The organism is Flavobacterium sp. (genome assembly GCF_031411595.1).
In the GTDB taxonomy this organism is placed as follows: domain Bacteria; phylum Bacteroidota; class Bacteroidia; order Flavobacteriales; family Flavobacteriaceae; genus Flavobacterium.
This window is the reverse complement of the sequence record NZ_JANOBI010000009.1, coordinates 30,127-51,820: the sequence shown is the minus strand read 5'-3', so window position 1 is coordinate 51,820 and position 21,694 is coordinate 30,127. Positions and strand designations below refer to the sequence as shown.

17 protein-coding genes are annotated in these 21,694 nt (G+C 38.7%); 11 read left to right on the top strand and 6 right to left on the bottom strand.

Annotated features, from left to right (window positions below; all coding sequences use genetic code 11):
* Position 1: 1 nt before the first annotated feature.
* The 4 genes from RMO03_RS01545 to glgB all read left to right on the top strand — a co-directional run bounded on the left by RMO03_RS01545 (position 2) and on the right by glgB (position 5,619).
* Positions 2-1,333 carry an APC family permease gene (locus tag RMO03_RS01545; protein ID WP_309640318.1) on the top strand — a complete coding sequence of 444 codons (1,332 nt, stop codon included), beginning with the start codon at positions 2-4 and terminating at the stop codon, positions 1,331-1,333.
* Positions 1,334-1,468: 135 nt separating this feature from the next.
* Complete coding sequence (locus tag RMO03_RS01540) at positions 1,469-3,019, top strand: T9SS type A sorting domain-containing protein (protein WP_309640317.1); 1,551 nt, start codon at positions 1,469-1,471, stop codon at positions 3,017-3,019.
* A 26-nt stretch (positions 3,020-3,045) separates the two neighbouring features.
* The gene (locus RMO03_RS01535) at positions 3,046-3,711 is read left to right on the top strand and encodes a hypothetical protein (protein WP_309640316.1); all 666 of its coding nucleotides are present in this window, start codon (positions 3,046-3,048) and stop codon (positions 3,709-3,711) included.
* Between the two features lie 3 nt (positions 3,712-3,714).
* Positions 3,715-5,619 (top strand): 1,4-alpha-glucan branching protein GlgB, encoded by a 1,905-nt coding sequence (gene glgB / locus RMO03_RS01530; RefSeq protein ID WP_309640315.1) that lies wholly within the window; start codon positions 3,715-3,717, stop codon positions 5,617-5,619.
* A 15-nt stretch (positions 5,620-5,634) separates the two neighbouring features.
* Here the strand turns inward: glgB and RMO03_RS01525 are convergent, their stop codons facing one another.
* Positions 5,635-5,784, bottom strand: coding sequence for a hypothetical protein (locus tag RMO03_RS01525; protein WP_309640314.1), 150 nt, complete (start codon positions 5,782-5,784; stop codon positions 5,635-5,637).
* 274 nt (positions 5,785-6,058) lie between these two features.
* Between RMO03_RS01525 and RMO03_RS01520 the strand changes: the two genes are divergently transcribed.
* Positions 6,059-8,458, top strand: a complete 2,400-nt coding sequence (locus tag RMO03_RS01520) for a glycoside hydrolase family 31 protein (RefSeq protein ID WP_309640313.1) — start codon at positions 6,059-6,061, stop codon at positions 8,456-8,458.
* Between the two features lie 91 nt (positions 8,459-8,549).
* Positions 8,550-9,362, top strand: coding sequence for a M48 family metallopeptidase (locus RMO03_RS01515; RefSeq protein WP_309640312.1), 813 nt, complete (start codon positions 8,550-8,552; stop codon positions 9,360-9,362).
* 57 nt (positions 9,363-9,419) lie between these two features.
* Here RMO03_RS01515 and RMO03_RS01510 read toward each other — a convergent pair whose 3' ends face one another.
* Positions 9,420-10,718: a serine hydrolase gene (locus tag RMO03_RS01510; RefSeq protein ID WP_309640311.1), complete on the bottom strand. Its 1,299-nt coding sequence runs from the start codon at positions 10,716-10,718 to the stop codon at positions 9,420-9,422.
* Between the two features lie 158 nt (positions 10,719-10,876).
* Here RMO03_RS01510 and RMO03_RS01505 point away from each other — a divergent pair, with 158 nt between their 5' ends.
* On the top strand, positions 10,877-12,205 hold the full coding sequence (locus RMO03_RS01505; RefSeq protein WP_309640310.1) for an MFS transporter: 1,329 nt from the start codon (positions 10,877-10,879) through the stop codon (positions 12,203-12,205).
* A gap of 32 nt (positions 12,206-12,237) precedes the next feature.
* Here the strand turns inward: RMO03_RS01505 and RMO03_RS01500 are convergent, their stop codons facing one another.
* Genes RMO03_RS01500 through RMO03_RS01485 form a run of 4 tightly spaced genes read right to left on the bottom strand, consistent with a single transcriptional unit; the run spans position 12,238 to position 15,152 of the window.
* On the bottom strand, positions 12,238-12,969 hold the full coding sequence (locus tag RMO03_RS01500) for a head GIN domain-containing protein (RefSeq protein ID WP_309640309.1): 732 nt from the start codon (positions 12,967-12,969) through the stop codon (positions 12,238-12,240).
* 27 nt (positions 12,970-12,996) lie between these two features.
* Positions 12,997-14,055 carry a hypothetical protein gene (locus tag RMO03_RS01495; protein WP_309640308.1) on the bottom strand — a complete coding sequence of 353 codons (1,059 nt, stop codon included), beginning with the start codon at positions 14,053-14,055 and terminating at the stop codon, positions 12,997-12,999.
* Positions 14,039-14,575, bottom strand: coding sequence for an anti-sigma factor (locus RMO03_RS01490; RefSeq protein ID WP_309640307.1), 537 nt, complete (start codon positions 14,573-14,575; stop codon positions 14,039-14,041). The genes RMO03_RS01495 and RMO03_RS01490 overlap by 17 nt, the downstream gene beginning before the upstream one ends.
* A gap of 22 nt (positions 14,576-14,597) precedes the next feature.
* Positions 14,598-15,152 carry an RNA polymerase sigma factor gene (locus RMO03_RS01485; RefSeq protein ID WP_309640306.1) on the bottom strand — a complete coding sequence of 185 codons (555 nt, stop codon included), beginning with the start codon at positions 15,150-15,152 and terminating at the stop codon, positions 14,598-14,600.
* 128 nt (positions 15,153-15,280) lie between these two features.
* Here RMO03_RS01485 and RMO03_RS01480 point away from each other — a divergent pair, with 128 nt between their 5' ends.
* From RMO03_RS01480 to lon, 4 genes are all read left to right on the top strand, one after another.
* Positions 15,281-16,729: a hypothetical protein gene (locus tag RMO03_RS01480; protein ID WP_309640305.1), complete on the top strand. Its 1,449-nt coding sequence runs from the start codon at positions 15,281-15,283 to the stop codon at positions 16,727-16,729.
* A gap of 168 nt (positions 16,730-16,897) precedes the next feature.
* The gene (locus RMO03_RS01475) at positions 16,898-17,962 is read left to right on the top strand and encodes a hypothetical protein (protein WP_309640304.1); all 1,065 of its coding nucleotides are present in this window, start codon (positions 16,898-16,900) and stop codon (positions 17,960-17,962) included.
* 125 nt (positions 17,963-18,087) lie between these two features.
* The gene (locus RMO03_RS01470) at positions 18,088-19,053 is read left to right on the top strand and encodes a hypothetical protein (protein WP_309640303.1); all 966 of its coding nucleotides are present in this window, start codon (positions 18,088-18,090) and stop codon (positions 19,051-19,053) included.
* Positions 19,054-19,230: 177 nt separating this feature from the next.
* On the top strand, positions 19,231-21,681 hold the full coding sequence (gene lon, locus RMO03_RS01465) for an endopeptidase La (RefSeq protein ID WP_309640302.1): 2,451 nt from the start codon (positions 19,231-19,233) through the stop codon (positions 21,679-21,681).
* The last annotated feature ends 13 nt before the right edge of the window (positions 21,682-21,694 follow it).

Here is a 21,694-nt window from a genome sequence, read left to right as displayed (position 1 = left end):
GATGGAAATCCAAACGCCAAAAACCAACCAACTTCGTAAAGTTTTAGGTGTAGCCTTTGGCCTTGCTGTGGTTGTGGGCAGCACCATTGGCGTTGGAATATTGCGAACACCAGGAACCATTGCAACACTAATTCCCAATGCCACTTTAATCATGTGTTGCTGGGTTTCGATTGGTTTGTATATCATACTGGCGGCGAGTTCGTATGCAGAACTTACTACGATGTTTCCCAAAGCCGGCGGCGCCTACAATTACATCAAAATTGCGTTTGGGAATTATTTGGGATTCGTTAATGGTTGGTTTGATTTTCTGACCAATGCCATCGCCCCGGCGTATTTCTGTATTGTGCTCAGCGAATATTCGATACTGATGTTTCCCGAATTGGCTTCAACAAAAACCACCATCGCGGTTTCATTCCTAACTTTTTTCACAGCCATCAATTTGCCCGGCATCAAATCCGGAAGTTTCATCCAGAAAATCACGAGTGCCATCAAAGTGGTTTTGTTTTTAATATTGATTATTGGTTGTTTTCTGTTCCAACCAACGGGTCAAATTCCAGTGCAACAAACCATGATTACGGGCGGATTGATGCTCGGCATTTTCAAAGCATTACAACTCATCATGGGCACTTACGATGGCTGGATGTCGGTGTCATTTTTTGCCGAAGAAGACAACAACCCCAACAAAAACATTCCTAAATCCTATTTGCTCGGCGCACTCACAATTGGTTTGTTATACGTATTAATCAATGGAGCCATTCTATACGTATTGCCCATAGAAGCCATCGCCAAATCACCACTAGCAGCTTCCGATGCTGCCAATGCCGCGTTTGGTGGTTGGAGCGGAACACTGATGACAGCCGTTGCGATTTTCTCGTTGGTCAGTATACTCAACGCCTATATGATGATTCCGTCACGCATACTATTCGGACTAGGACGCGATGGTTTTTTCATCAAGCAAAGTACCATTGTCAACCAAGGCGGAACACCCTATTATTCGCTAATCATGTGCTACGTTTTCGCTTTGGTGCTCACAGTTTCAAGTTCATTCGAGCAGCTTTTCGGACTCGCCACGATCATGATGACACTCGTTACAGGATTTGCATTCGCATCACTCATAAGATTGCGCCATACACAACCTGATTTTCCACGCCCTTACAAAACTTTTGGTTATCCGTTTACAAGTTACCTCGCGTTAGCGGTCACCATCGCCTTGTTCATCGCCTTTGCCGTGAGCGATGTTGTGAGCTTGTCGATTATGGTAGTCATCATGGCTTTGTCATATCCCGCCTATAAACTGTTTGTAAAACCCAATAATAATGATACTTTTGATTAGGAGCTGTTTCCCGCTGTCCACTAAATCTTTTGCGCCACCCGAGCCTTGGCGAACTGACGAAGTAAACGCAGGCACAAAAGGATACCGTTGCCATCAGGGCTAGGATGCTGAATCAAAATTAAATACTGTTGTAAGATGAAAAAGTTAGTAAAATACCTATTAGTTTTATGTTTTTCCACTCATTTATTGGGGCAAAACTTAGTAGTCGATCCTACTTTCGGAACCAACGGAATCGCATCTGCGATATTTCCATCAGGATATTCTCAACTCACATCGATGCAAATGCAACCCGATGGAAAGATTGTTGTTTGTGGTCATACCAATGATGATGTAGGACATTTGGTTGGTATAGCAAGAATCAATGCAGATGGTAGTCTCGACCAGGATTTTGGTACAGACGGAAAGATTATCTTAAATCAGGATCTGATTCCAACAGACAAAGCTTATGTAAGGATAACACAAGACAATAAAATTTTGGTGGTGTCTACTTCGCGATTAAACCTTACATCTTATGACCATTTTTTAGTCGCACAATACAATGAGGATGGAACACCCGATACGGATTTTGGAAATAACGGCATCGTATTGCTTGAAGGAACAGGTTATAATTATGGAATGGAACTACAGAATGACGGAAAAATCATCATCATTGGGGATTATTATGCGGCCGACGCTGGCCAAGAGGATTTCGTTGTCGTACGTCTTGATGCTTCGGGAAATTTTGATGAGACATTCGGAGATCATGGCAAGACAATAATCAATTTTGGTACTTATGACGCACCCGATTTTCCAAGCACTGACATCGCATTTTACTGCAAAATTCTCAACGATGGATCCTTGCTTATAGGAGGAACTACAATTACATCTTCTAATTTAGAAGATTTTAAATTCGCCATAACAAAACTCGATAATGCAGGGAAAGTGGATCTTCTTTTTGGAAACCAAGGCAAAGTGATTACGCCTTTTTCTGGAAATGCGATGATCAACACAATGATGGTCAATGACAATGATGAAATTTTTGCACTTGGTAGCATATACACGAATGGCCCTCAAGGTTCAAAAATTGCATTGGCGAAATATGATGCGAACGGAAACCCTGATGTCAATTTTGGTACTGATGGCAACGGAACTGTGATTACACAAATCAATTTCATTCAAAAAACAGGATATTTAATGGACGCATTCCTCACGGATAACGGGAAAATATTAGGTACCGGCCTTAATCAACTCGTCGATTTTTATGATGCCGATTCGATATTGATGCAATACAATCAAGACGGCACCTTAGACAGTGATTTTGCCAATAATGGAATGCGTGTTTTCGATTTTAGTACAAACTACGAGGGTATGTTTGCCATTCTCCCAAGTCCTGATGATAAAATCCTAATAGGCGGCCTTCTCAATGATAATTTCTGCGTAATCAGACTTCAGTATGCAGCGCTATCGACGGTCAATAATACCCAAACGAATTTTTCTATATTTCCAAATCCAACCAAGAATGTCCTGAATATTGTGAAGAATCAAAGCATCGATGCTATAACCATTACAGATGTTTCAGGTAAAAAAGTGATTGAAGTAAGAACAAACACCAATCAAGTTGATGTATCAAAACTTCAGCAAGGAATCTATTTCATGCAAATACAATCACAAGGAAAAATAACCACTCAAAAATTTATAAAAGAATAAATCACAAAAAAAACAACTTCAATAACATGAAAAATGCACTATTCCCTTTAATCTGTTTATTATTCTTCGGTTTCAAAGCCAAAGCAGTCAATAATATATCCGGAAAAGATTTGATACCCATCACAATAACCATGAATGACGCGCAAATCAAAAAAGGAAAAGTAAAGAACAAATTCGATCCCGAAAATAAAATAAAATTGATACAAGACGATGGAAGCGAAGAAACCATAGCGAGCGAAGACATAAAAGAGTTCACACTCTCAACTTCACTAGGTGAACTCAGATATGAGAATGTGCCGTACTATAAAAACAGACGCAAGGATATCGCAAAACCGATATTCATGATGGTCATGGTGCATGCGGACAAGGTTCCGTTGGCCATGTATTGCCAGACCCCGTGGAAAGAAGCTATTGGTCCTGGAGCCGCCGCCTCGATGTATAATGTCTCAAATTACTACGCGCGAAGAGATGGCGAAGAGGCAGCAACGTTATTGTCTTCGGTGATGATGGGTCAGGTCAATCCAAATGCTGTATTCAGATACGCGGCCCCCGATTATTTTTCCGATTACCCGGAACTTGCAAAAAAAATTGAAAATAAAACCTATACCTACGAAACGATCATGTATGCTGCCATCGAATACATCAAATGGAAAGTCGGTCCGGAGAATATGGGAGAAATTAAAAAAAATTAATCTATGAGCAAAGTACAACCACATTCATTATTCACCGATTTCGATATCAGCCTATTCAAAGCCGGAAAACATTTCCGATTGTATGAAAAACTAGGCGCGCACCTCACCGAAGTCGACGGAGTCAAAGGCGTTTATTTCGCCGTTTGGGCACCATCAGCACGCTCGGTTTCCGTAGTCGGCGATTTCAATTACTGGATTCAAGGCGAACACCAACTCAACGTGCGTTGGGACGCTTCTGGCATTTGGGAAGGATTCATTCCCGGTGTCGAAAAAGGCTCTACATACAAATACAAAATCCAATCCAACAACAACGGTATCATCACCGAAAAAGCAGATCCGTTTGCTTTATATTGCGAGCATCCGCCACACACAGCTTCGATTGTTTGGGATTTAGAATACAAGTGGAAAGACGACAAATGGATGAAATCTCGTAAAGATTCCAACGCACTTGATAAACCCTATTCCGTTTATGAAGTGCATTTGGGTTCATGGCGTCGCAATGCCGAAGGAAAATTTCTAACTTATTTAGAACTTGCCGATCAACTGGTGAGTTATGTCAAAGAAACAGGGTTCACACACATTGAGTTCATGCCAATCATGGAATTCCCATACGATCCGTCTTGGGGTTACCAATTGGTTGGTTATTTTGCGCCAACTTCACGCTTCGGAAAACCGCAAGATTTTATGGTTTTAGTAGATAAATTGCATCAAGCCGGAATCGGTGTCATCCTCGATTGGGTGCCGTCACATTTTCCGGATGACGCACACGGACTAGGATTTTTCGATGGTTCGAATTTATACGAACATCCCGACAGAAGAAAAGGATACCATCCCGATTGGAAAAGTTTGGTGTTCAATTACGGTCGCAATGAAGTGCGTTCGTTCTTGATTAGCAATGCGATTTTTTGGTTGCAGCATTACCACGCTGACGGACTACGCGTTGATGCAGTCGCGTCAATGTTGTACTTAGATTATTCGAGAAAAGATGGCGAATGGGAACCGAACATTTTTGGTGGAAGAGAAAACCTCGATACGATTAGTTTCCTTAAAGATTTCAATGAAGCGGTTTACTCGAATTTTGAAGGAGTGCAAACCATTGCAGAAGAAAGTACATCATTTCCAATGGTTTCGCGACCAACATTCAACGGCGGTTTAGGTTTCGGCATGAAATGGATGATGGGTTGGATGCACGACACTTTGCAATATTTCCAGAAAGAACCGGTCTACAGAAAATACCATCAAAACGACTTGACGTTTTCGATGACGTACGCGTTTTCAGAAAACTTCATGCTGCCATTATCACACGATGAAGTGGTTTATGGAAAGAAATCAATCGCGGGAAGAATGCCCGGCGAAGAATGGCAAAAATTTGCAAACCTCAGATTGCTCTACGGTTATATGTTCTCGCATCCCGGAACCAAACTGTTGTTTATGGGCGCGGAATTCGGACAAAGCGCAGAATGGAATTTCGAAGGAAGCCTCGATTGGCATTTGCTCCAATTCGACTACCATGAAGGCATCAAAAAACTGATTACCGATTTGAACGCTTTATACAAGTTGAATCCGGCATTACACGAAAAGCAATTTTCTCCTGAAGGTTTCGAATGGATCAATTATTCCGATCATCAGAATGCAGTAATGTCATACATCAGAAAAGGCAATAACCCAAAAGAAGATTTGGTGGTTGTGTGCAATTTTACACCGGTGATCAGAGAAAATTACAGAATCGGTTTACCCAAAAAAGGCAAACTAACACAGATTTTCAACAGCGATGAAACACAATATGGCGGAAGCGGCGTGACGAATTCTAAAGCGATAAAAATTGACGCAGAACCTTGGAACGGACGCGAGTTTTCAGCAGCATTGACGTTACCACCATTGAGTGTTACGGTGTTTAAAGTGGGATAATTTTAATCAACAAGATTAAATTCCGAAATCAGGGAAATAGTCGTAAGTGTCTTGGATATTGTCCGACTTAATCGCATGAAGTTCAGTATATTCAAATGCAGGATCGTGGTGTGGTTTTTCGATGATTAATCGATGAACGACTTTTAGGGTAGGATTCGCTTTCATAATAATAAGGTTTAAGATTTTGGTTAATCCAAATATAAAAACCCTTTTTATGGAAGCGTTATTTTATCGATACAAAGCAAAGATTTCAGATAAAATGATTGATTTGTAGACTTATAGTTGATTTTCAAGGTATTGAAAGACACTTTTGAACCATTTTATCAACGATAACGTTTGCGTGAAAATCCTTCGTTTTCATTTATAGAAAAGAAATCATTTTGTAAGTTTGAAACCTTTATGGCTTACCAAATCAGCCACTACAAACCTAATAGAAAATATGATTACAAATACCGAACTGGAATATAAAGGTGATTTATATCCGTCCAATATCGTCGAGTTTAAAAAAGATGTCGACAGCGTTTATTTCTACACCGACAACAGCGTCATCCTAAAAGTCACGGTACTTCGCGACAGCTTAATCCGTTTCCGATATACGACCAAAGGGTATTTTAGCAAAGATTTCTCTTATGCTATTGATAAAACACAATCGCATGGTTATAATTTTTTAGAAGTTGTTGAAGAGAAAACTTGTTACAAAATCAAAACCAGTAAAGTCATCTGCTCGATTGATAAAGTCGATTTGCGTGTGGCGATTACCGATTTAGAAGGTCAGAATATTTTAGAAGATGAACTCGGTTTCCATTGGGAAGAAAGCTATCAATTTGGCGGAAACATTGTCAAAATGAGCAAAGCTTCCAGGGAAGGCGAATGTTTTTATGGAATGGGAGACAAGGCTTCGCATGCCAATCTCAAAGGCAAACGCGTCGAGAATTGGGCTACCGATCAGTATGCATTCCACAAAGATCAGGAGCCATTATATAAAGTCGTTCCGTTTTATATCGGCTTGCAAAACAAACAAGCTTACGGCATTTTCTTCGACAATACATTCAAAACCACTTTCGATTTCTGTCACGAAAAAAGAAATGTCACGAGTTTTTGGGCCGATGGCGGTGAAATGAATTATTACTTTGTGTATGGTCCACAGATGCAAGATGTAGTTACGACTTATACACATTTAACAGGGAAACCTGAATTGCCACCACTTTGGGCTTTGGGTTATCATCAATGTAAATGGAGTTATTATCCTGAAAGTAAAGTCAAAGAAGTGACTTCTAAATTTAGAGAACTCAAAATTCCGTGCGATGCGATTTACCTCGACATCGATTATATGGAAGGTTTCCGTTGTTTCACTTGGAACAAAGAATATTTTCCCGACCCAAAAAGAATGGTGGCCGAACTCGCTGAAGATGGTTTCAAAACCGTAGTCATCATCGATCCGGGCATCAAAATCGACAAAGAATACTGGGTTTATAAAGAAGCTTTAGAGAAAGATTATTTCTGTAAACGTGCCGACGGGCCTTATATGAAAGGAAAAGTTTGGCCTGGTGAATGTAATTTCCCCGATTATACGAATCCTGAAGTTCGCGAATGGTGGGCTGGTTTATTCAAGGAACTGATTTCAGATTTCGGCGTTAAAGGTGTTTGGAATGATATGAACGAACCAGCCGTAATGGAAGTTCCCGGAAAAACTTTCCCAATGGATGTGCGTCACGACTACGATGGAAACCCTTGCAGCCACAGAAAAGCACACAATATCTATGGAACACAAATGGCACGCGCGACTTATGAAGGTGTGAAGCAGTTTGCGTATCCGAAACGTCCTTTTATTATTACGCGTTCGGCTTATTCCGGTGCGCAACGTTATACTTCTTCTTGGACCGGCGATAACGTCGCTTCATGGGAACATTTGTGGATTGCCAATATTCAAATGCAACGCATGTCGATTTCAGGAATGGGATTCACAGGTTCCGATATTGGTGGATTTGCTGAGCAACCTTCTGGCGAATTATACGCTCGCTGGATTCAACTTGGTGTGTTTCATCCGTTTTGCAGAACGCATTCATCAGGAGATCATGGCGATCAAGAACCTTGGTCATTTGATGTGGATGTGATTAATATTACGAGAAAATTTGTTGAATTGCGGTATCAATTGCTGCCGTATTTATACACGATGTTTTGGGAATATATCAATGACGGTGTGCCGATGTTGAAACCGTTGGTTTATTTTGATCAAGAAGATCCACAAACCCATTACAGAACCGATGAGTTTCTTTTTGGAAATCAGATTTTAGTTTGTCCGATTTTAGAACCGAATGCTCAAGGTCGTCGCATGTATTTACCGATTGGAAATTGGTACAACTACTGGACAGACGAAATGAATTCCGGGCGCAAAGAATTGTGGGTAAAAACCGATTACGATCAGATTCCAATTTTCGTTAAAGAAGGTGCGATCATTCCAAAATATCCAGTGCAACAATATGTGGGTGAATTGGATTTTGAGGAAATCAGTCTTGATGTTTATTTCAAATTGGGGAAAGAAAAATCCGTTTTATATGAAGATGCACAAGATGGCTACGATTACAACAAAGGTCGATTCAGCCTAGCAACATTCACATTAAGAGGAAAAGAAACCGATTTGATTATCCAACAACATAAAGAAGGAAAGTTTGTGACGAATTATTCTAAATTTAAAATCAATTTACACGGTTTGCCATTCAAAATCAAAAAAATTGAGATTGATAATGAAGTCATCGCTTTTGATAAAGTCGCTTTCGATGGAAAAAATACATTAACTATTGATAAAGATTTTTCTGAACTTCACATTACGGGTGCATAATCATCCTTCATTTTTGGAAACTATTATCGGAATTTTATAAGAAATAATTCCACATAGTATTGTATTTTTGTTGTAATCAAATATTGAAAAGATGAAAAAACATATTGTATTCTTGGGTGTAACCTGCTTATTTTTAGCTTGCTCTACGAATCCGTTTACAGGTAAAAAGAGTTTGAACTTTGTCTCCAACAGCGAGATATTCCCAGCGGCTTTCCAACAATATGGCGAGTTTTTGAAAGAAAATAAAGTCATTACCGGAACAGCCGATGCCAAAAGAGTTGAAACAGTTGGAATCAAAATAAAAAATGCAGCAGAACGTTGGCTCAAAGCTAACGGACAAGATCATTATTTGGATGGTTACCAATGGGATTATAAATTGGTCGAAAGCAAAGAAGTCAATGCTTGGTGTATGCCCGGTGGAAAAATTGTTGTCTATTCCGGAATTTTACCCATTACCCAAGACGAAGCCGGTTTGGCAACGGTTTTGGGACATGAAGTTTCGCATGCTTTAGCGAATCATGGTGCACAACGTATGAGTGCTGGGCAATTGCAACAACTTGGAGCAGTCGGAGTATCGGTTGCAGCAGGTGGTAAAAGCGAACAGACGCAGCAAATTTTGCAACAAGCTTACGGTCTAGGTTCACAAGTAGGAGTGATGTTGCCTTTTAGCCGAGGTCACGAAAGTGAAGCCGATCAAATCGGATTGACACTCATGGCTATTGCGGGATATAATCCGGATCAGGCGTTGAATTTTTGGCAAAGAATGGCAGCCAAATCAGGAGGCAATGCACCACCGGAATTTATGAGTACACACCCATCGGATGCTACGAGGATTGCGAATATTAAAAAACTAATTCCCCAAGCCAAAGCTGAAGCTGCTAAGTTTGGTGTTGTGTTTAAATAAAAATTATAGTTGATATCAATATAAAAAGCCACTCGTTTTGTAGTGGCTTTTTTAATTTTAATTCTTAATTAATTTCTGGGTTAAAGTGCGTTCGCCTTGATCAACGGTGATAATATAAATGCCTTTAGACAAACTCGAAATATCGATGTGATTGCTGTTGCTTTTTTGGATTAGAACTTTTCCTAATATCGAAGTGACTTTCACTTCATAATTGTCATTATTAAGATTGTCAATATGAACAACACTTTCGGAAGGATTTGGATAAACGGAAATTTTATCAGCACTATTCTCGGTTACCGAAAGATTACAATCCAAGTTATTGATGTATTGCCATATTTGATTGCATAAAACGAATGGTACTTCAGAAGAATTTGGCGCGTCACCCATACGAATCATCACAAGTCCAGTGCTTGGTGCGATGCTTACGATTTGTCCGTTTTTACCAATACCGGCAAACATATCCGCCGGAGCATCGGGTGCATAAGAACCCGGAAAAACAATCTGACTGGTTGGCACCATAAAGTTTTGTTTCCCGTTGAGCCACCAAAGATAACCATACGATTTATTGAGATCTTGAGAAGTATTGAGCATCGCATTAAAATAAGTCGTGTCACTCATCAATGCTGTTCCGTTCCAAACACCGTTTCCTTGAATCAATAATCCGTAACGTGCCATGCTTCGAACATTGCTGTAATATACATTATCATAATCGACTGTAGTCCAAAAGCCATTCATACCGGTTGGTGTTTTGAGTTTCGATTGTGTGTAATTATTGATGGTTTGTCCTGTAGCATTTTCTAAAACACCTTCCAATAAAGTATACGGTGCATTGTGATAAGCCCAACGGGTTCCGGAATCGGCGAGATAATTCAAACAAGTATTCAAGGTGCAATGATTGTCGGTAACGCCATCGTCAAGTCCGCTTGTCATGGTTAATTGATTTCGGACTGTAATATTGTTTTCTTGAGCCAACGTGCAATTCGTCCAACCAACACCTAAATAAGTCGAAGTTTTATTATTGATAGAAAGTAAATTTTCTTCTTGTGCTTTTCCAACTAAAAACGATGTTATTGTCTTTCCAGCCGATGCCCAATACCAAAAATTTTGCGCGGTGAAAGTGCCAAAATAATGTTCCAAAACAATTTTTCCATCTTTGAGAATGATAAAACCTTTGGTGTTTTCGCCTTCTAAAAAAGTATACAAATTGTCGATCCTGTCGGGACACCAACCTAATGAAGCCGGATCGGTAGTTTCCCAAGTAGCCGTATTATCAACAGGAGGAAAGTATAAGTTTTGAGATTGAACTTTTGCATTCAAAAGCAACAACGTCATTATGAGTAGCAGTGATTTTTTCATCATCGATTTTTTAAATTAAGGCTAAGACCAAAGTGTGTCAACTTGGTTTAACTATGAGCAGCAATTATATTCACAGTATAAATTTAATTTTAAAATAGCATCAATTTTACAATTCCTCTAAAAAAATGAATAAATTCGTCTAACGAAAAAACACACGCATGGCAGATTTACCAAAAGGAAGTAAGAAATTATTAAATGCTTGGGCTTTTTATGATTGGGCGAATTCGGTTTATCCGCTTGTGATTTCCTCAGCGATATTTCCTATTTTCTATGAAGATTTATTCACTAACAGGAGTCATTATATTCATGTATTTGGAACCGAAATCAAAAATTCTGCGCTAATAAGTTTTGTGACTGCCGCTGCTTTTTTAGTCGTTGCATTCATTTCTCCATTGCTTTCAGGTATCGCAGATTACGTTGGAAACAAGAAAGATTTCATGCGTTTCTTTTGTTATTTGGGCGCATTATCTTGCGTGGGCTTGAATTGGTTTAACCTCGATTCGCTCTACATCAGTTTGCTTTTTTACTTTTTAGGATTGATTGGTTTCTGGGCCAGTTTGGTGTTTTACAATTCGTATTTACCCGATATTGCGTTTCCCGAACAACAGGATAAAGTAAGTGCTAAAGGGTATTCGCTAGGTTATATCGGAAGTGTGATTTTACTGATCATCAATTTAGCGATGGTGATGAAACCACAACTATTTCACATCACTGGAACCGAAGGTGAAGCAGCAAGGAAAGCCATGCGATATTCGTTCGTAATGGTCGGCATTTGGTGGATTGCCTTCAGTCAGTATACTTATTTTTACCTGCCAAAAGGAAATAAAAATGCCGATCGGAAAGTTTCTAAAGATCTTATTTTCAATGGATTTAAAGAGCTCAAAAAAGTGTGGCATTTGCTCGCAGAAAACACGATTTTGAAAAGATACCTTTCCGGATTTTTTGTGTATAGTATGGCGGTGCAAACCGTAATGCTGGTGGCCACTTATTTCGGTGCGCAGGAAATCGAGTGGGAATCTAAAAGCCAAAGCACGATAGGTTTGATTATTTGTATTTTATTGATTCAACTCATTGCGATAGCTGGCGCAGTATTGACATCGAGAGCTTCAGCAAAATTCGGCAACATTCCAACTTTAATGGTACTCAACTGCATTTGGATTGTCTTATGCATCTTGGCCTATTTCATCACATTACCCATTCATTTCTATATCATGGCAGCGTTTGTCGGATTGGTCATGGGTGGTATTCAAGCATTATCGCGATCCACGTATTCCAAATTATTACCCGAAACCGAAGACACCGCTTCCTTTTTTAGTTTTTTTGATGTGGCTGAAAAAATTGGAATTGTCATCGGAATGTGTGTTTATGGCATCATCGATCAAATTACGGGAAGCCCACGATTTGCCATTGTTTTCCTCGCAGTCTTTTTTATTATCGGTGTGATTTTGCTTCGCAGGATTCCAAAAAAAAGTGCTCTAAATCAATAGAACACTTTTCGAATTAATAAAACCTTTTTCATTTAACTTTTTGAAATATCACCCGAACCGGTGACTTTCGTATCTTTTTTCTTCGGATCGCCTGAATAAGTAATGTCGCCCGAACCAATGACTCTGGCTTCCAAACTATTGGTGCAATATACTTTGCAATCACCTGAACCGGTTACTTTTGCATACACGGTAGCACTTTCTAAAGCAGCAGCATTCAAATCGCCGGAACCCACAACGTTGCATTTGAAAACATCTGACTTTCCTTTCAAAGTAAGATCGCCTGAACCTGAAACTTCGCTTGTGATTTCTTTGGCATTGACTTCCAAATGAACGTCGCCAGAACCTGAAAGCGTCGATTTGAATTCATTCGCAGTAATGGTATTTTTAGAATTAATATCTCCGGAACCTGCAAGCGAAACTTCAGTCAGACTTTGAAAAGGAACCGTAATGAATACTTTATTGCCGTGGCTTGGAACGATGTATGCTCCTTTTTCAACACTCATTTTCAACGTGTTGTTTTCGACTTTAATTTCAATATAATCGGCTAAATTTTCTTCGGCTTGCAACGTTATTTTTCCTTCTTCGCCAGTCACCAGTTCCACATCGAAAAAGCCGCTTACCTTGATTTGATCATAACTTGCCGTAGTGATGCTTTTGGTAATCATGTTGCCGTTTCCTTTGATTTTTGATTTGGAATACGATTGTGCGTTCATAAAAACTGGAAAGCACAAGAGCATTAAAATGAATGTTGTTTTTTTACTCATGATTTTTTGATTTATTGATGATTGAAACTATTTTTTAATTAACGATACGTTGCCATATTCCGAACGAATGATGATTTTATTCGAGCCGCTTTTCTTGTAAAACCCTTGATAGCTTTTGGCAAATGCTGTTTCTTGTTTTGAATTGAATTCGAATTCTCTGTCGTATTTGAGGTTTGCATATTTAAGATTGACATCGAAATTGAAATAAAAATCAGCGGCAAATCCTATATCAATTGCGGTGTAATCGGAGTCGATAATGATGCTGTTGGCTTTCGAATCGATCGCATCAATCGTGATTTTACTGTAATCGGTATTGATTCTTAAAGCATTCGAAATCTGCTTCACACGAATCGACAAATAATCGCCTTTGCCTTCAATCGTGCTGATATTTCCGAAACTTAATTTACCGTAATTGCAGTCGTATTTGATTTCATTTCCGTTGCCAATAGTGCAATCGGTATAATCTGCATTGAGGTTTAATTTACCAAAATCATTCAATGTCAATCCAGAATAATCCGCATCAATAGAACCGCTTTTGAGGAATTCTATGGTTGATTTTTGGCAATAATCGAATGAAATTACATTGGAGTTTCCGTTTAATTTACCCAAAGACAATTTCCCGTATTCGCAGTTCAAATTGGTGTTCGCAAACAAATCAGTCGTGATAATCGAACCGTATTTATTATTGATTTTGACCGAACCATTCTTTGGAATTTTAATGGTATAATTGATTTCGAAACTGTTGTTCTTGCCATTATTCGAACGCGATGATTTCGAGAGAATCGTTTCTGCGGTGACCAAAGACTTAAGTGCTTCAATAGAAACATCGATGTCATCAATGCGTTTTTGAACCCAATTTTCGTTGTCGCCACTGACTTTGATTACGATATTCAATTCAATTTTATCTTCATCCCAAGTAGTCACATACACATTGCCGTACGAATTTTTGATCGATATTCCGGCATCGGAGTTTACGATATAGGCTTTTTTAATTTCCTTTTGTTTGGTAAATTTTCCTAAATCGATTTCATTGCCCATCATAATGAATGGCAATATTAGCAGCAATAAGTTATATAGTTTTTTCATCAGTAGTAGTAATTAATTTGTCGGTGTTATTGATTTGATCTAAGACATTTTCGAGAAATGAAATTCGAGTTTTCAAATTTCGAATCATCGCATAAATGATTTGTTTGTTTTCGCCATTTTTGATTAATTCTTGCTTGATTTTTTCATAATCAGCATCCAATACTTTCATTTGAACCAAAGCGTCAGCAATGATTTTCTCATTGACAGGCGATTTTTTTTCTTTGATTTTATCGAGTTCCATTTTGATCATGCAAGTGAAAATCGAATCCGTTTGTTGGGTTTCTCTTGATGCCAATGATAAGTTTTTAACGGGTTCATTGTGATTCAAAAAAGTAAAGCAACCGATAAGAATCACAATCGAAGCCGCAACGGACATCGCATACCAGTACTTTTTAGCATTGCTTTTTCTGGATTGTTTGGCGATAAACCGATCGTAATGATTGTCATCCAAATCTTGAATATCCCATTGGTGTTCAAACTTTTTAAAAACGTCTTCTAACGTGTCATGGTTCTTTTTCATACATTCTTTTTTATTTGTCATTTTAATTGAGTGTCACCAATACTTTTCGCAAACTTTCTTTGGCTCTACTGATTGTAGTTCTGCAATTGGCATGACTGATATTTAATATTTCTGTAATTTCTTCGTGGTCATAGCCTTCTATAAAGTGCAAAGTCAAAACCATACGGTAATTGTCTTTAAGGCTATGCATGGCATTTAAAACTTGTGTGGTTTTTAATTTTGTGAAATCGATATCCGCATCTTGATACGTATCATCTTCCACTTTGTGCAACACTCTGTCGAGTTCATCGGGACGAAAAGCACTATTTTTTTTGTAAAAATCAATACTGTAATTGATGATGATTCTTTTGAGCCAAGCTCCGAAAGCCACTTCTTGACGATAATCATTGATTTTCAAAAAAGCCTTCAAAAATCCTTCTTGCATGACATCTTCGGCGTAATGCTCATCCTTTACAATACGATAGGCCACGTTATACATCGCTTTGCAATAACGATTGTATATTTCGAATTCTGCCTTTTGATTTTTTTGTTTACAAAGTGCAATGAGGTCTTCAATATTTTGGTTGGCTAAACTCAATATTTTATTTTGATTTAAAACAAAGACAACAGGAATTTGGATATGTTACAGTTTCGAAAAAATAATGTTTTTTTTTCTAATTTTCATGGCGCTAAATAATTATATTTGGCGCTAAAATTATAAACGAAATGAAGCATTTTAAATTAATATACCTATTTTTTATTTTCTCCATTGTACTTTTTTCTTGTGGTGGCGATGTTGAACCAATAGATCCGGCATTATTAATCGAAACACCGACTGGTTGTGCGGAGCCTTCCTTTTTAAATGTAAGCGCATTCATCAACGGAAATACCGTAAGCATCAATTGGGATAAAACTTCCGGAGATGCATGGGAAATTCAATACGGAACGCACGGGTTTGCTATTGGTAGCGGAACGGTTGTGAATTTCACAGCAACAAGCAGCTTGATTGGCGGATTAGTATCAACAACCAATTACGATTTTTATATCCGCACCAAATGCGATGCTAATGATCATAGCGAATGGGTTGGCCCGGTTTCTCCAGGTTCCAGTATTGAAGTTTGCGTAGAGCCTATCAGCATAACTGCGATTCGTTCTACAACAGATCCAACCAAAGCTACTGTAACTTGGTCAGCTAATACTAGTGCAACTTCATGGCAAGTGCAATATGGTGCGGCAGGTTTTGTACTTGGTAGCGGCACTGTAGTGGCTTCATCAACGCCTACAAAAATAATTACAGGTTTGGTAGCTACAACGAGTTATAATGTTTATGTGCGGTCGAATTGTTCAGCCAACCAAAATAGTGACTGGGTTGGACCTATTGTGATTAATGCAGTGGGAGCTACAAGTTGTACTACACCAACGGGTTTAACCGCAGTTCGAAGCCTTAACACACAAGCCTTGCTCTCCTGGAATGCCGGTGGAACGGAAACTTCTTGGGAAATTCAATACGGAAACGTAGGTTTTGCAGTGGGTTCAGGAACAACTGCAACGGCTACAACAACTTCAAAAACGATAACTGGTTTAGCAGCAACTTCGTATGATTTTTATGTTCGTGCGATTTGTTCAGCCTCACAAAATAGTGCTTGGTTCGGACCCATTAATATTGCTGCGGTTTCAGGCGGTGTAGATAATACTCCGGCATTGATGACTGCTAATATTGCGGGAACTCAGTTTAATAGTATGAAACCTTATCTCTATTCTGTAACGGGAAGCGATGTGAGTGTTTTGAATAATGGCGCTGCTCTTGGCGATCCTAGATACTTATGGATTCAAGGAGATACATCAGATAATTTGAATACTTTGAGTGAAATCGATTTGTATATACCGGACAATCTTTGGCATGCCGGCACGTATGATCTTTCCGAGGTCAATAATTTCGAAGATGTACTTTATTGTCAAGTAAAAATGCTCACAAATCCGGGCTCAGCTGTAAGTACATACAATCAAATTATAGGAGGAACTATTACGGTTACCGAATTTAATTTAACTACAAAAAGAATCAAAGGAACATTTACATTCAGCTATGAAAAGATTGTTGATGGCGTTTCTGCAGGAACTTTTCAAGTCACTAACGGGACTTTCAATTATGGTTTAGATGCTTCTTATTTCGATTAAAACCGGAATATCAATATTATATAAAACCTGAATCACACATTCAGGTTTTTTTATTCATTAAAAGCAGATTGTATTTTTAATAATTGTTTTATTTCAGTAAATTAAATTTCATTTAGCAGTTAGATTAAATATATTTGTCTGTGCTATCGAAAATTTAAATTTCAAATTATGAATGCAAATAAATTCATTCTTATCATCGCTTTAATTGCAACATTTGTTTTTTCTTCTTGCGATGACGAACCGGTTGACCCGCAAGTATTAGTAGAGTCGCCACCGCCATGTGCCGAACCTTTTTCTTTTAGTGTGAGTCCATTTATTGACGGCAATAAAGTTAGAATTGAATGGGATAAAACTTCAGGAACCGGAGCATGGGAAATCCAATATGGTATTCAAGGATTTTCACTCGGCACTGGAACCACTGTCAATTTTAATAATGCAAGCAGTCTTATAGGTGGTTTAGTATCGACGATACATTATGATTTTTATATCAGAACCCGATGTGCTGCGGGTCAGTATAGCGATTGGGTTGGTCCGGTTTCACCAGGCTCAGGTGTTTCTAGTTGCGCCGATCCTACTAATTTAACAGCCGTTCGTTCAGCTACCGACGAAACTACAGCTACCATAACTTGGGCGGCAGTTGGCGGCGTGAATTCTTGGCAAGTGCAATATGGCGCTTCAGGATTTGTGTTGGGTACGGGAACGATTTTGGCTTCATCTATGCCTACAAAAACCATTTCTGGTTTAATGGCAGATGCGGGTTATGAGGTTTATGTGCGTTCTAATTGTGCTGCCAATCAAAATAGTAATTGGGTCGGGCCGGTGATTATTCCTCCGGTTGGTATTATGAATGACAATTCGTTTTTTGCTTTAATGGATGGCGTTGAGTTTGTAGATGTTGGAGCAATTAATGTCAATCCTAATTCACAATTATATGGTTTGCCTTCTATATATATTATCGCAACAGATGTCAATAATAATGATATCGAAATCAATATCAGCAATGACGCGGTTGTAGGAACAGAATATTTCAATACTAATGAAACCACCGATAAATTTAGATTTGTATTTTTCAAACCATTGCCCACCGAATTACAAATCAATACTGATGGATCACTTACGGTTACCGAACGAACGGCAACCAGAATTAAAGGCACATTTTATTTTAACGCCATCAATGAATTTGATGAAATTACAATAATTTCCAGTGGCACTTTCGATGTAGCCATACCTTAAAAAAATAAACCGTCTATTATGCGGTTTTTTTATGGGTGATATTTTTTACTTTACCCAGATTAAATTTTATTTAGAAAATCGGAATAGATATCTTTGTTGTCAATAGATAGTTTAAAAATTCTTTTATGAAGGCAATAAATTTCTTGCGTGCATTGATGTTCGCCGTTTCCATTTTGTTTATTTCTTGTGAAGACGAACCTGTTGATCCGCAAACATCGATAGAAAACACTAATGTGGTTTGTAGTGATCCATCGAATGTTACCGCAACGAGATCTACCAACACAACCATGGCTACCGTGCTTTGGGATGACAATGGCGATCAACATTCATGGCAAGTACAATACGGAAATTCAGGATTTGTTTTAGGCTCCGGAACTACAGTATATTCTAATGCGCCATCTAAAATTTTTACAGGATTATTAGAAACAGCAGGATATGATTTTTATGTACGATCTCAATGCTTCGAAAACCAATACAGCAATTGGATTGGACCTATAACCGTGCCTCCACTTGGTGTGATTACTACAGAGGAATACTGGCCAAGAGCGCAACAGAATCAATGGATTTTTTCTGTCGATAATGTCAATCAGCAACCATGGAAAATAGTGTCGACTGACGTAATCAATGACAATACTTATTATACTTTTCAACTTATTGATGGTGAGCCCATCAGAAGAATAAGAAAGTCAGCAGTTGGCGATTATTTTGATCGATACGATGACTATACTGACGCAGACACAACAATATCAGGCAATGAAACCATCATATTGAAAGATTATTTACCCGTCAATAGTTCTTGGACAAATACGTATACCGAAACCACGACTACGATTGGTTTACCACCGGAAGATTTAAGCGTTGAAGTTGTTTCAACAATACTCGAAAGAGGTGCGAGTGTTACAGTTCCGTCAGGGACATTCAATGATGTTATTATTGTAAAAAGAGTAAAAACGGCTACCAGTCTTACCCTTCCAACAACCGTAACTACTACAACGTATTGGTTCGCAAAAAATCATGGTCCGGTGCAAGTTCAAACAGAAATCGATGGTGTTATTACCATTGAAAAACTGGCTGCTCACATTCTTTATTAAACCACAATCAACCTTTCAAAAGCATGACATTTCGGTTTAACGGCACAAAAATTGACTTTTTAAAACAACTAACGAGTTAATGTGTAGTATATCGATTTTATATTAACTTATTGTTAAGTTCTACTACATTTGTTCAACCAAGTACCAATTTAATGTCATTTTGACCTACTAAACTATATGTCATATCATAAACCATTTTCCTTTGACAATTTGTCATTACAGGAATTCGACACCGATGCTGAGTTAATTCCACTATTGACTCCGGAGGACGAAGAGGAAATGAATAATGAAGAATTACCTGCTTCATTACCCATTTTGCCTTTGCGAAATACAGTCTTATTTCCCGGCGTAGTGATTCCGATTTCTGCCGGCCGCGATAAATCCATCAAACTAATTAATGATGCTAATGCAGGCAATAAAATCATTGGTGTCGTTGCTCAGAAAAACGAAGCCGATGAGGATCCAACCAAAAACGATATTCATAAAATCGGTACCGTTGCTAAAATTCTGCGGGTTTTAAAAATGCCCGATGGAAACATCACAGTAATCCTTCAAGGAAAAAAACGTTTCGAAATTGACGCGGTCACTTCCGAAAAACCATACCTCAATGCGATGGTCAAAGAAGTCGAAGAAAAACGACCAGGTCAACACGATTCGGAATTTTTAGCCATTTTAGAATCGATTAAAGAATTGGCGATTCAGATTATAAAGGAAAGTCCAAACATTCCTACCGAAGCTACTTTTGCCATAAAAAATATTGAAAGTCAATCGTTCCTGATCAATTTTGTTTTGTCGAATATGAATTTGACCGTTGGTGAAAAACAAAATTTATTAGCCATCAACGCTTTAAAAGAACGCGCGCTCGAAACCTTGCGTTTTATGAATGTAGAGTTGCAAAAACTCGAACTCAAAAATGACATTCAATCGAAAGTACGTTTCGATTTAGACCAACAACAACGCGAATATTTCTTGCATCAACAAATGAAAACCATCCAAGAAGAATTGGGTGGCGTTTCACAAGAAGAAGAAATGGACGAAATGCGTCAGAAGGCCAAAACGAAAAAATGGGACGATAAAACGCAAAAACATTTTGAAAAAGAGTTGTCGAAAATGCAGCGCATGAATCCACAAGCGCCAGATTTTGGCATTCAAAGAAATTACCTTGAATTGATTTTAGATTTGCCGTGGAATGATTTTTCCAAAGACAATTTCGATTTAAAACGTGCGCAAAAAATATTAGATCGCGATCATTTCGGACTCGAAGATGTCAAGAAAAGAATGATCGAGCATTTGGCTGTTTTGAAATTGCGTAAAGACATGAAGTCGCCCATCATCTGCCTCGCCGGACCTCCGGGCGTTGGAAAAACTTCGATTGGAAAATCGGTCGCAGAAGCGTTGGGTAGAGAATATGTTCGAATTTCATTAGGTGGTTTGCGCGACGAAGCTGAAATACGCGGACATCGTAAAACCTATATCGGTGCCATGCCTGGAAGAATTATTCAGAGTTTGAAAAAAGCAGGAACTTCCAATCCGGTGTTTGTGTTGGATGAAATCGATAAACTATCGAACAGCAATCAAGGCGATCCATCGTCAGCTTTATTAGAAGTTTTAGATCCCGAACAGAACAATGCTTTTTATGATAATTTCCTTGAAATGGGTTATGACTTATCGAAAGTGATGTTTATCGCAACATCGAATAATATGCAAGCGATTCAACCAGCTTTGAAAGACCGTATGGAAGTCATTAAAATGTCAGGTTATACGATTGAAGAAAAAACCGAAATCGCACGCCAGCATTTATTTCCAAAACAATTGAAAGAGCACGGACTAACGGCTAAAGATGTCACAATCGGCAAAAAACAATTGGAGAAAATTGTAGAAGGCTACACGCGCGAATCCGGTGTTCGTGGTTTAGAAACTAAAATCGCCCAAGTCATCCGCAACGTGGCCAAGTCGGTCGCCATGGAAGAAGACTACAACAAAAAAATTACCGACGAAGATATCGTTAGAATCCTTGGCGTTCCAAGAATGGAAAGAGACAAATCCGAAAACAACGAAGTCGCAGGTGTAGTGACAGGGTTGGCTTGGACGAGTGTAGGCGGCGATATTCTTTTCATAGAATCATTGCTTTCACCAGGAAAAGGCAACATGACCATTACAGGAAATTTAGGAACGGTTATGAAAGAATCCGCAACCATCGCATTAGAATACATCAAAGCCAATGCGTCATTGTTAGGATTGGATTCGGAAATGTTATCCAAGTATAACATTCACTTGCACGTTCCCGAAGGCGCCACGCCCAAAGACGGGCCAAGTGCAGGCATTGCCATGTTGACATCATTAGTGTCTTTATTTACGCAAAAACGCGTGAAGAAAAGCATCGCCATGACAGGAGAAATTACACTTCGAGGCAAAGTGCTTCCGGTTGGTGGCATCAAAGAAAAAATTCTCGCGGCTAAAAGAGCCAACATCAAAGAAATTATTATGTGTCACGAAAACAAACAAGATATTGATGAAATTAAACCAGAATACATAGCCGGTTTGACTTTTCATTACGTCAAAGAAATGAGTGATGTATTAAAATATGCGCTCACAGATCAGAATGTCAAGAACGCTAAAAAACTATAAAAAAAAACGGTTC

Excerpts from the sequence above, each read along its gene's own strand:
- lon (WP_309640302.1), top strand. The coding sequence starts at position 19,231 with ATGTCATATCATAAACCATTTTCCTTTGACAATTTGTCATTACAGGAA.
- RMO03_RS01505 (WP_309640310.1), top strand. The coding sequence starts at position 10,877 with ATGGCAGATTTACCAAAAGGAAGTAAGAAATTATTAAATGCTTGGGCT.
- RMO03_RS01540 (WP_309640317.1), top strand. The coding sequence starts at position 1,469 with ATGAAAAAGTTAGTAAAATACCTATTAGTTTTATGTTTTTCCACTCAT.
- RMO03_RS01495 (WP_309640308.1), bottom strand. The coding sequence starts at position 14,055 with ATGAAAAAACTATATAACTTATTGCTGCTAATATTGCCATTCATTATG.
- glgB (WP_309640315.1), top strand. The coding sequence starts at position 3,715 with ATGAGCAAAGTACAACCACATTCATTATTCACCGATTTCGATATCAGC.
- RMO03_RS01545 (WP_309640318.1), top strand. The coding sequence starts at position 2 with ATGGAAATCCAAACGCCAAAAACCAACCAACTTCGTAAAGTTTTAGGT.
- RMO03_RS01470 (WP_309640303.1), top strand. The coding sequence starts at position 18,088 with ATGAAGGCAATAAATTTCTTGCGTGCATTGATGTTCGCCGTTTCCATT.
- RMO03_RS01475 (WP_309640304.1), top strand. The coding sequence starts at position 16,898 with ATGAATGCAAATAAATTCATTCTTATCATCGCTTTAATTGCAACATTT.
- RMO03_RS01520 (WP_309640313.1), top strand. The coding sequence starts at position 6,059 with ATGATTACAAATACCGAACTGGAATATAAAGGTGATTTATATCCGTCC.
- RMO03_RS01490 (WP_309640307.1), bottom strand. The coding sequence starts at position 14,575 with ATGAAAAAGAACCATGACACGTTAGAAGACGTTTTTAAAAAGTTTGAA.
- RMO03_RS01500 (WP_309640309.1), bottom strand. The coding sequence starts at position 12,969 with ATGAGTAAAAAAACAACATTCATTTTAATGCTCTTGTGCTTTCCAGTT.
- RMO03_RS01525 (WP_309640314.1), bottom strand. The coding sequence starts at position 5,784 with ATGAAAGCGAATCCTACCCTAAAAGTCGTTCATCGATTAATCATCGAA.
- RMO03_RS01535 (WP_309640316.1), top strand. The coding sequence starts at position 3,046 with ATGAAAAATGCACTATTCCCTTTAATCTGTTTATTATTCTTCGGTTTC.
- RMO03_RS01510 (WP_309640311.1), bottom strand. The coding sequence starts at position 10,718 with ATGAAAAAATCACTGCTACTCATAATGACGTTGTTGCTTTTGAATGCA.
- RMO03_RS01480 (WP_309640305.1), top strand. The coding sequence starts at position 15,281 with ATGAAGCATTTTAAATTAATATACCTATTTTTTATTTTCTCCATTGTA.
- RMO03_RS01515 (WP_309640312.1), top strand. The coding sequence starts at position 8,550 with ATGAAAAAACATATTGTATTCTTGGGTGTAACCTGCTTATTTTTAGCT.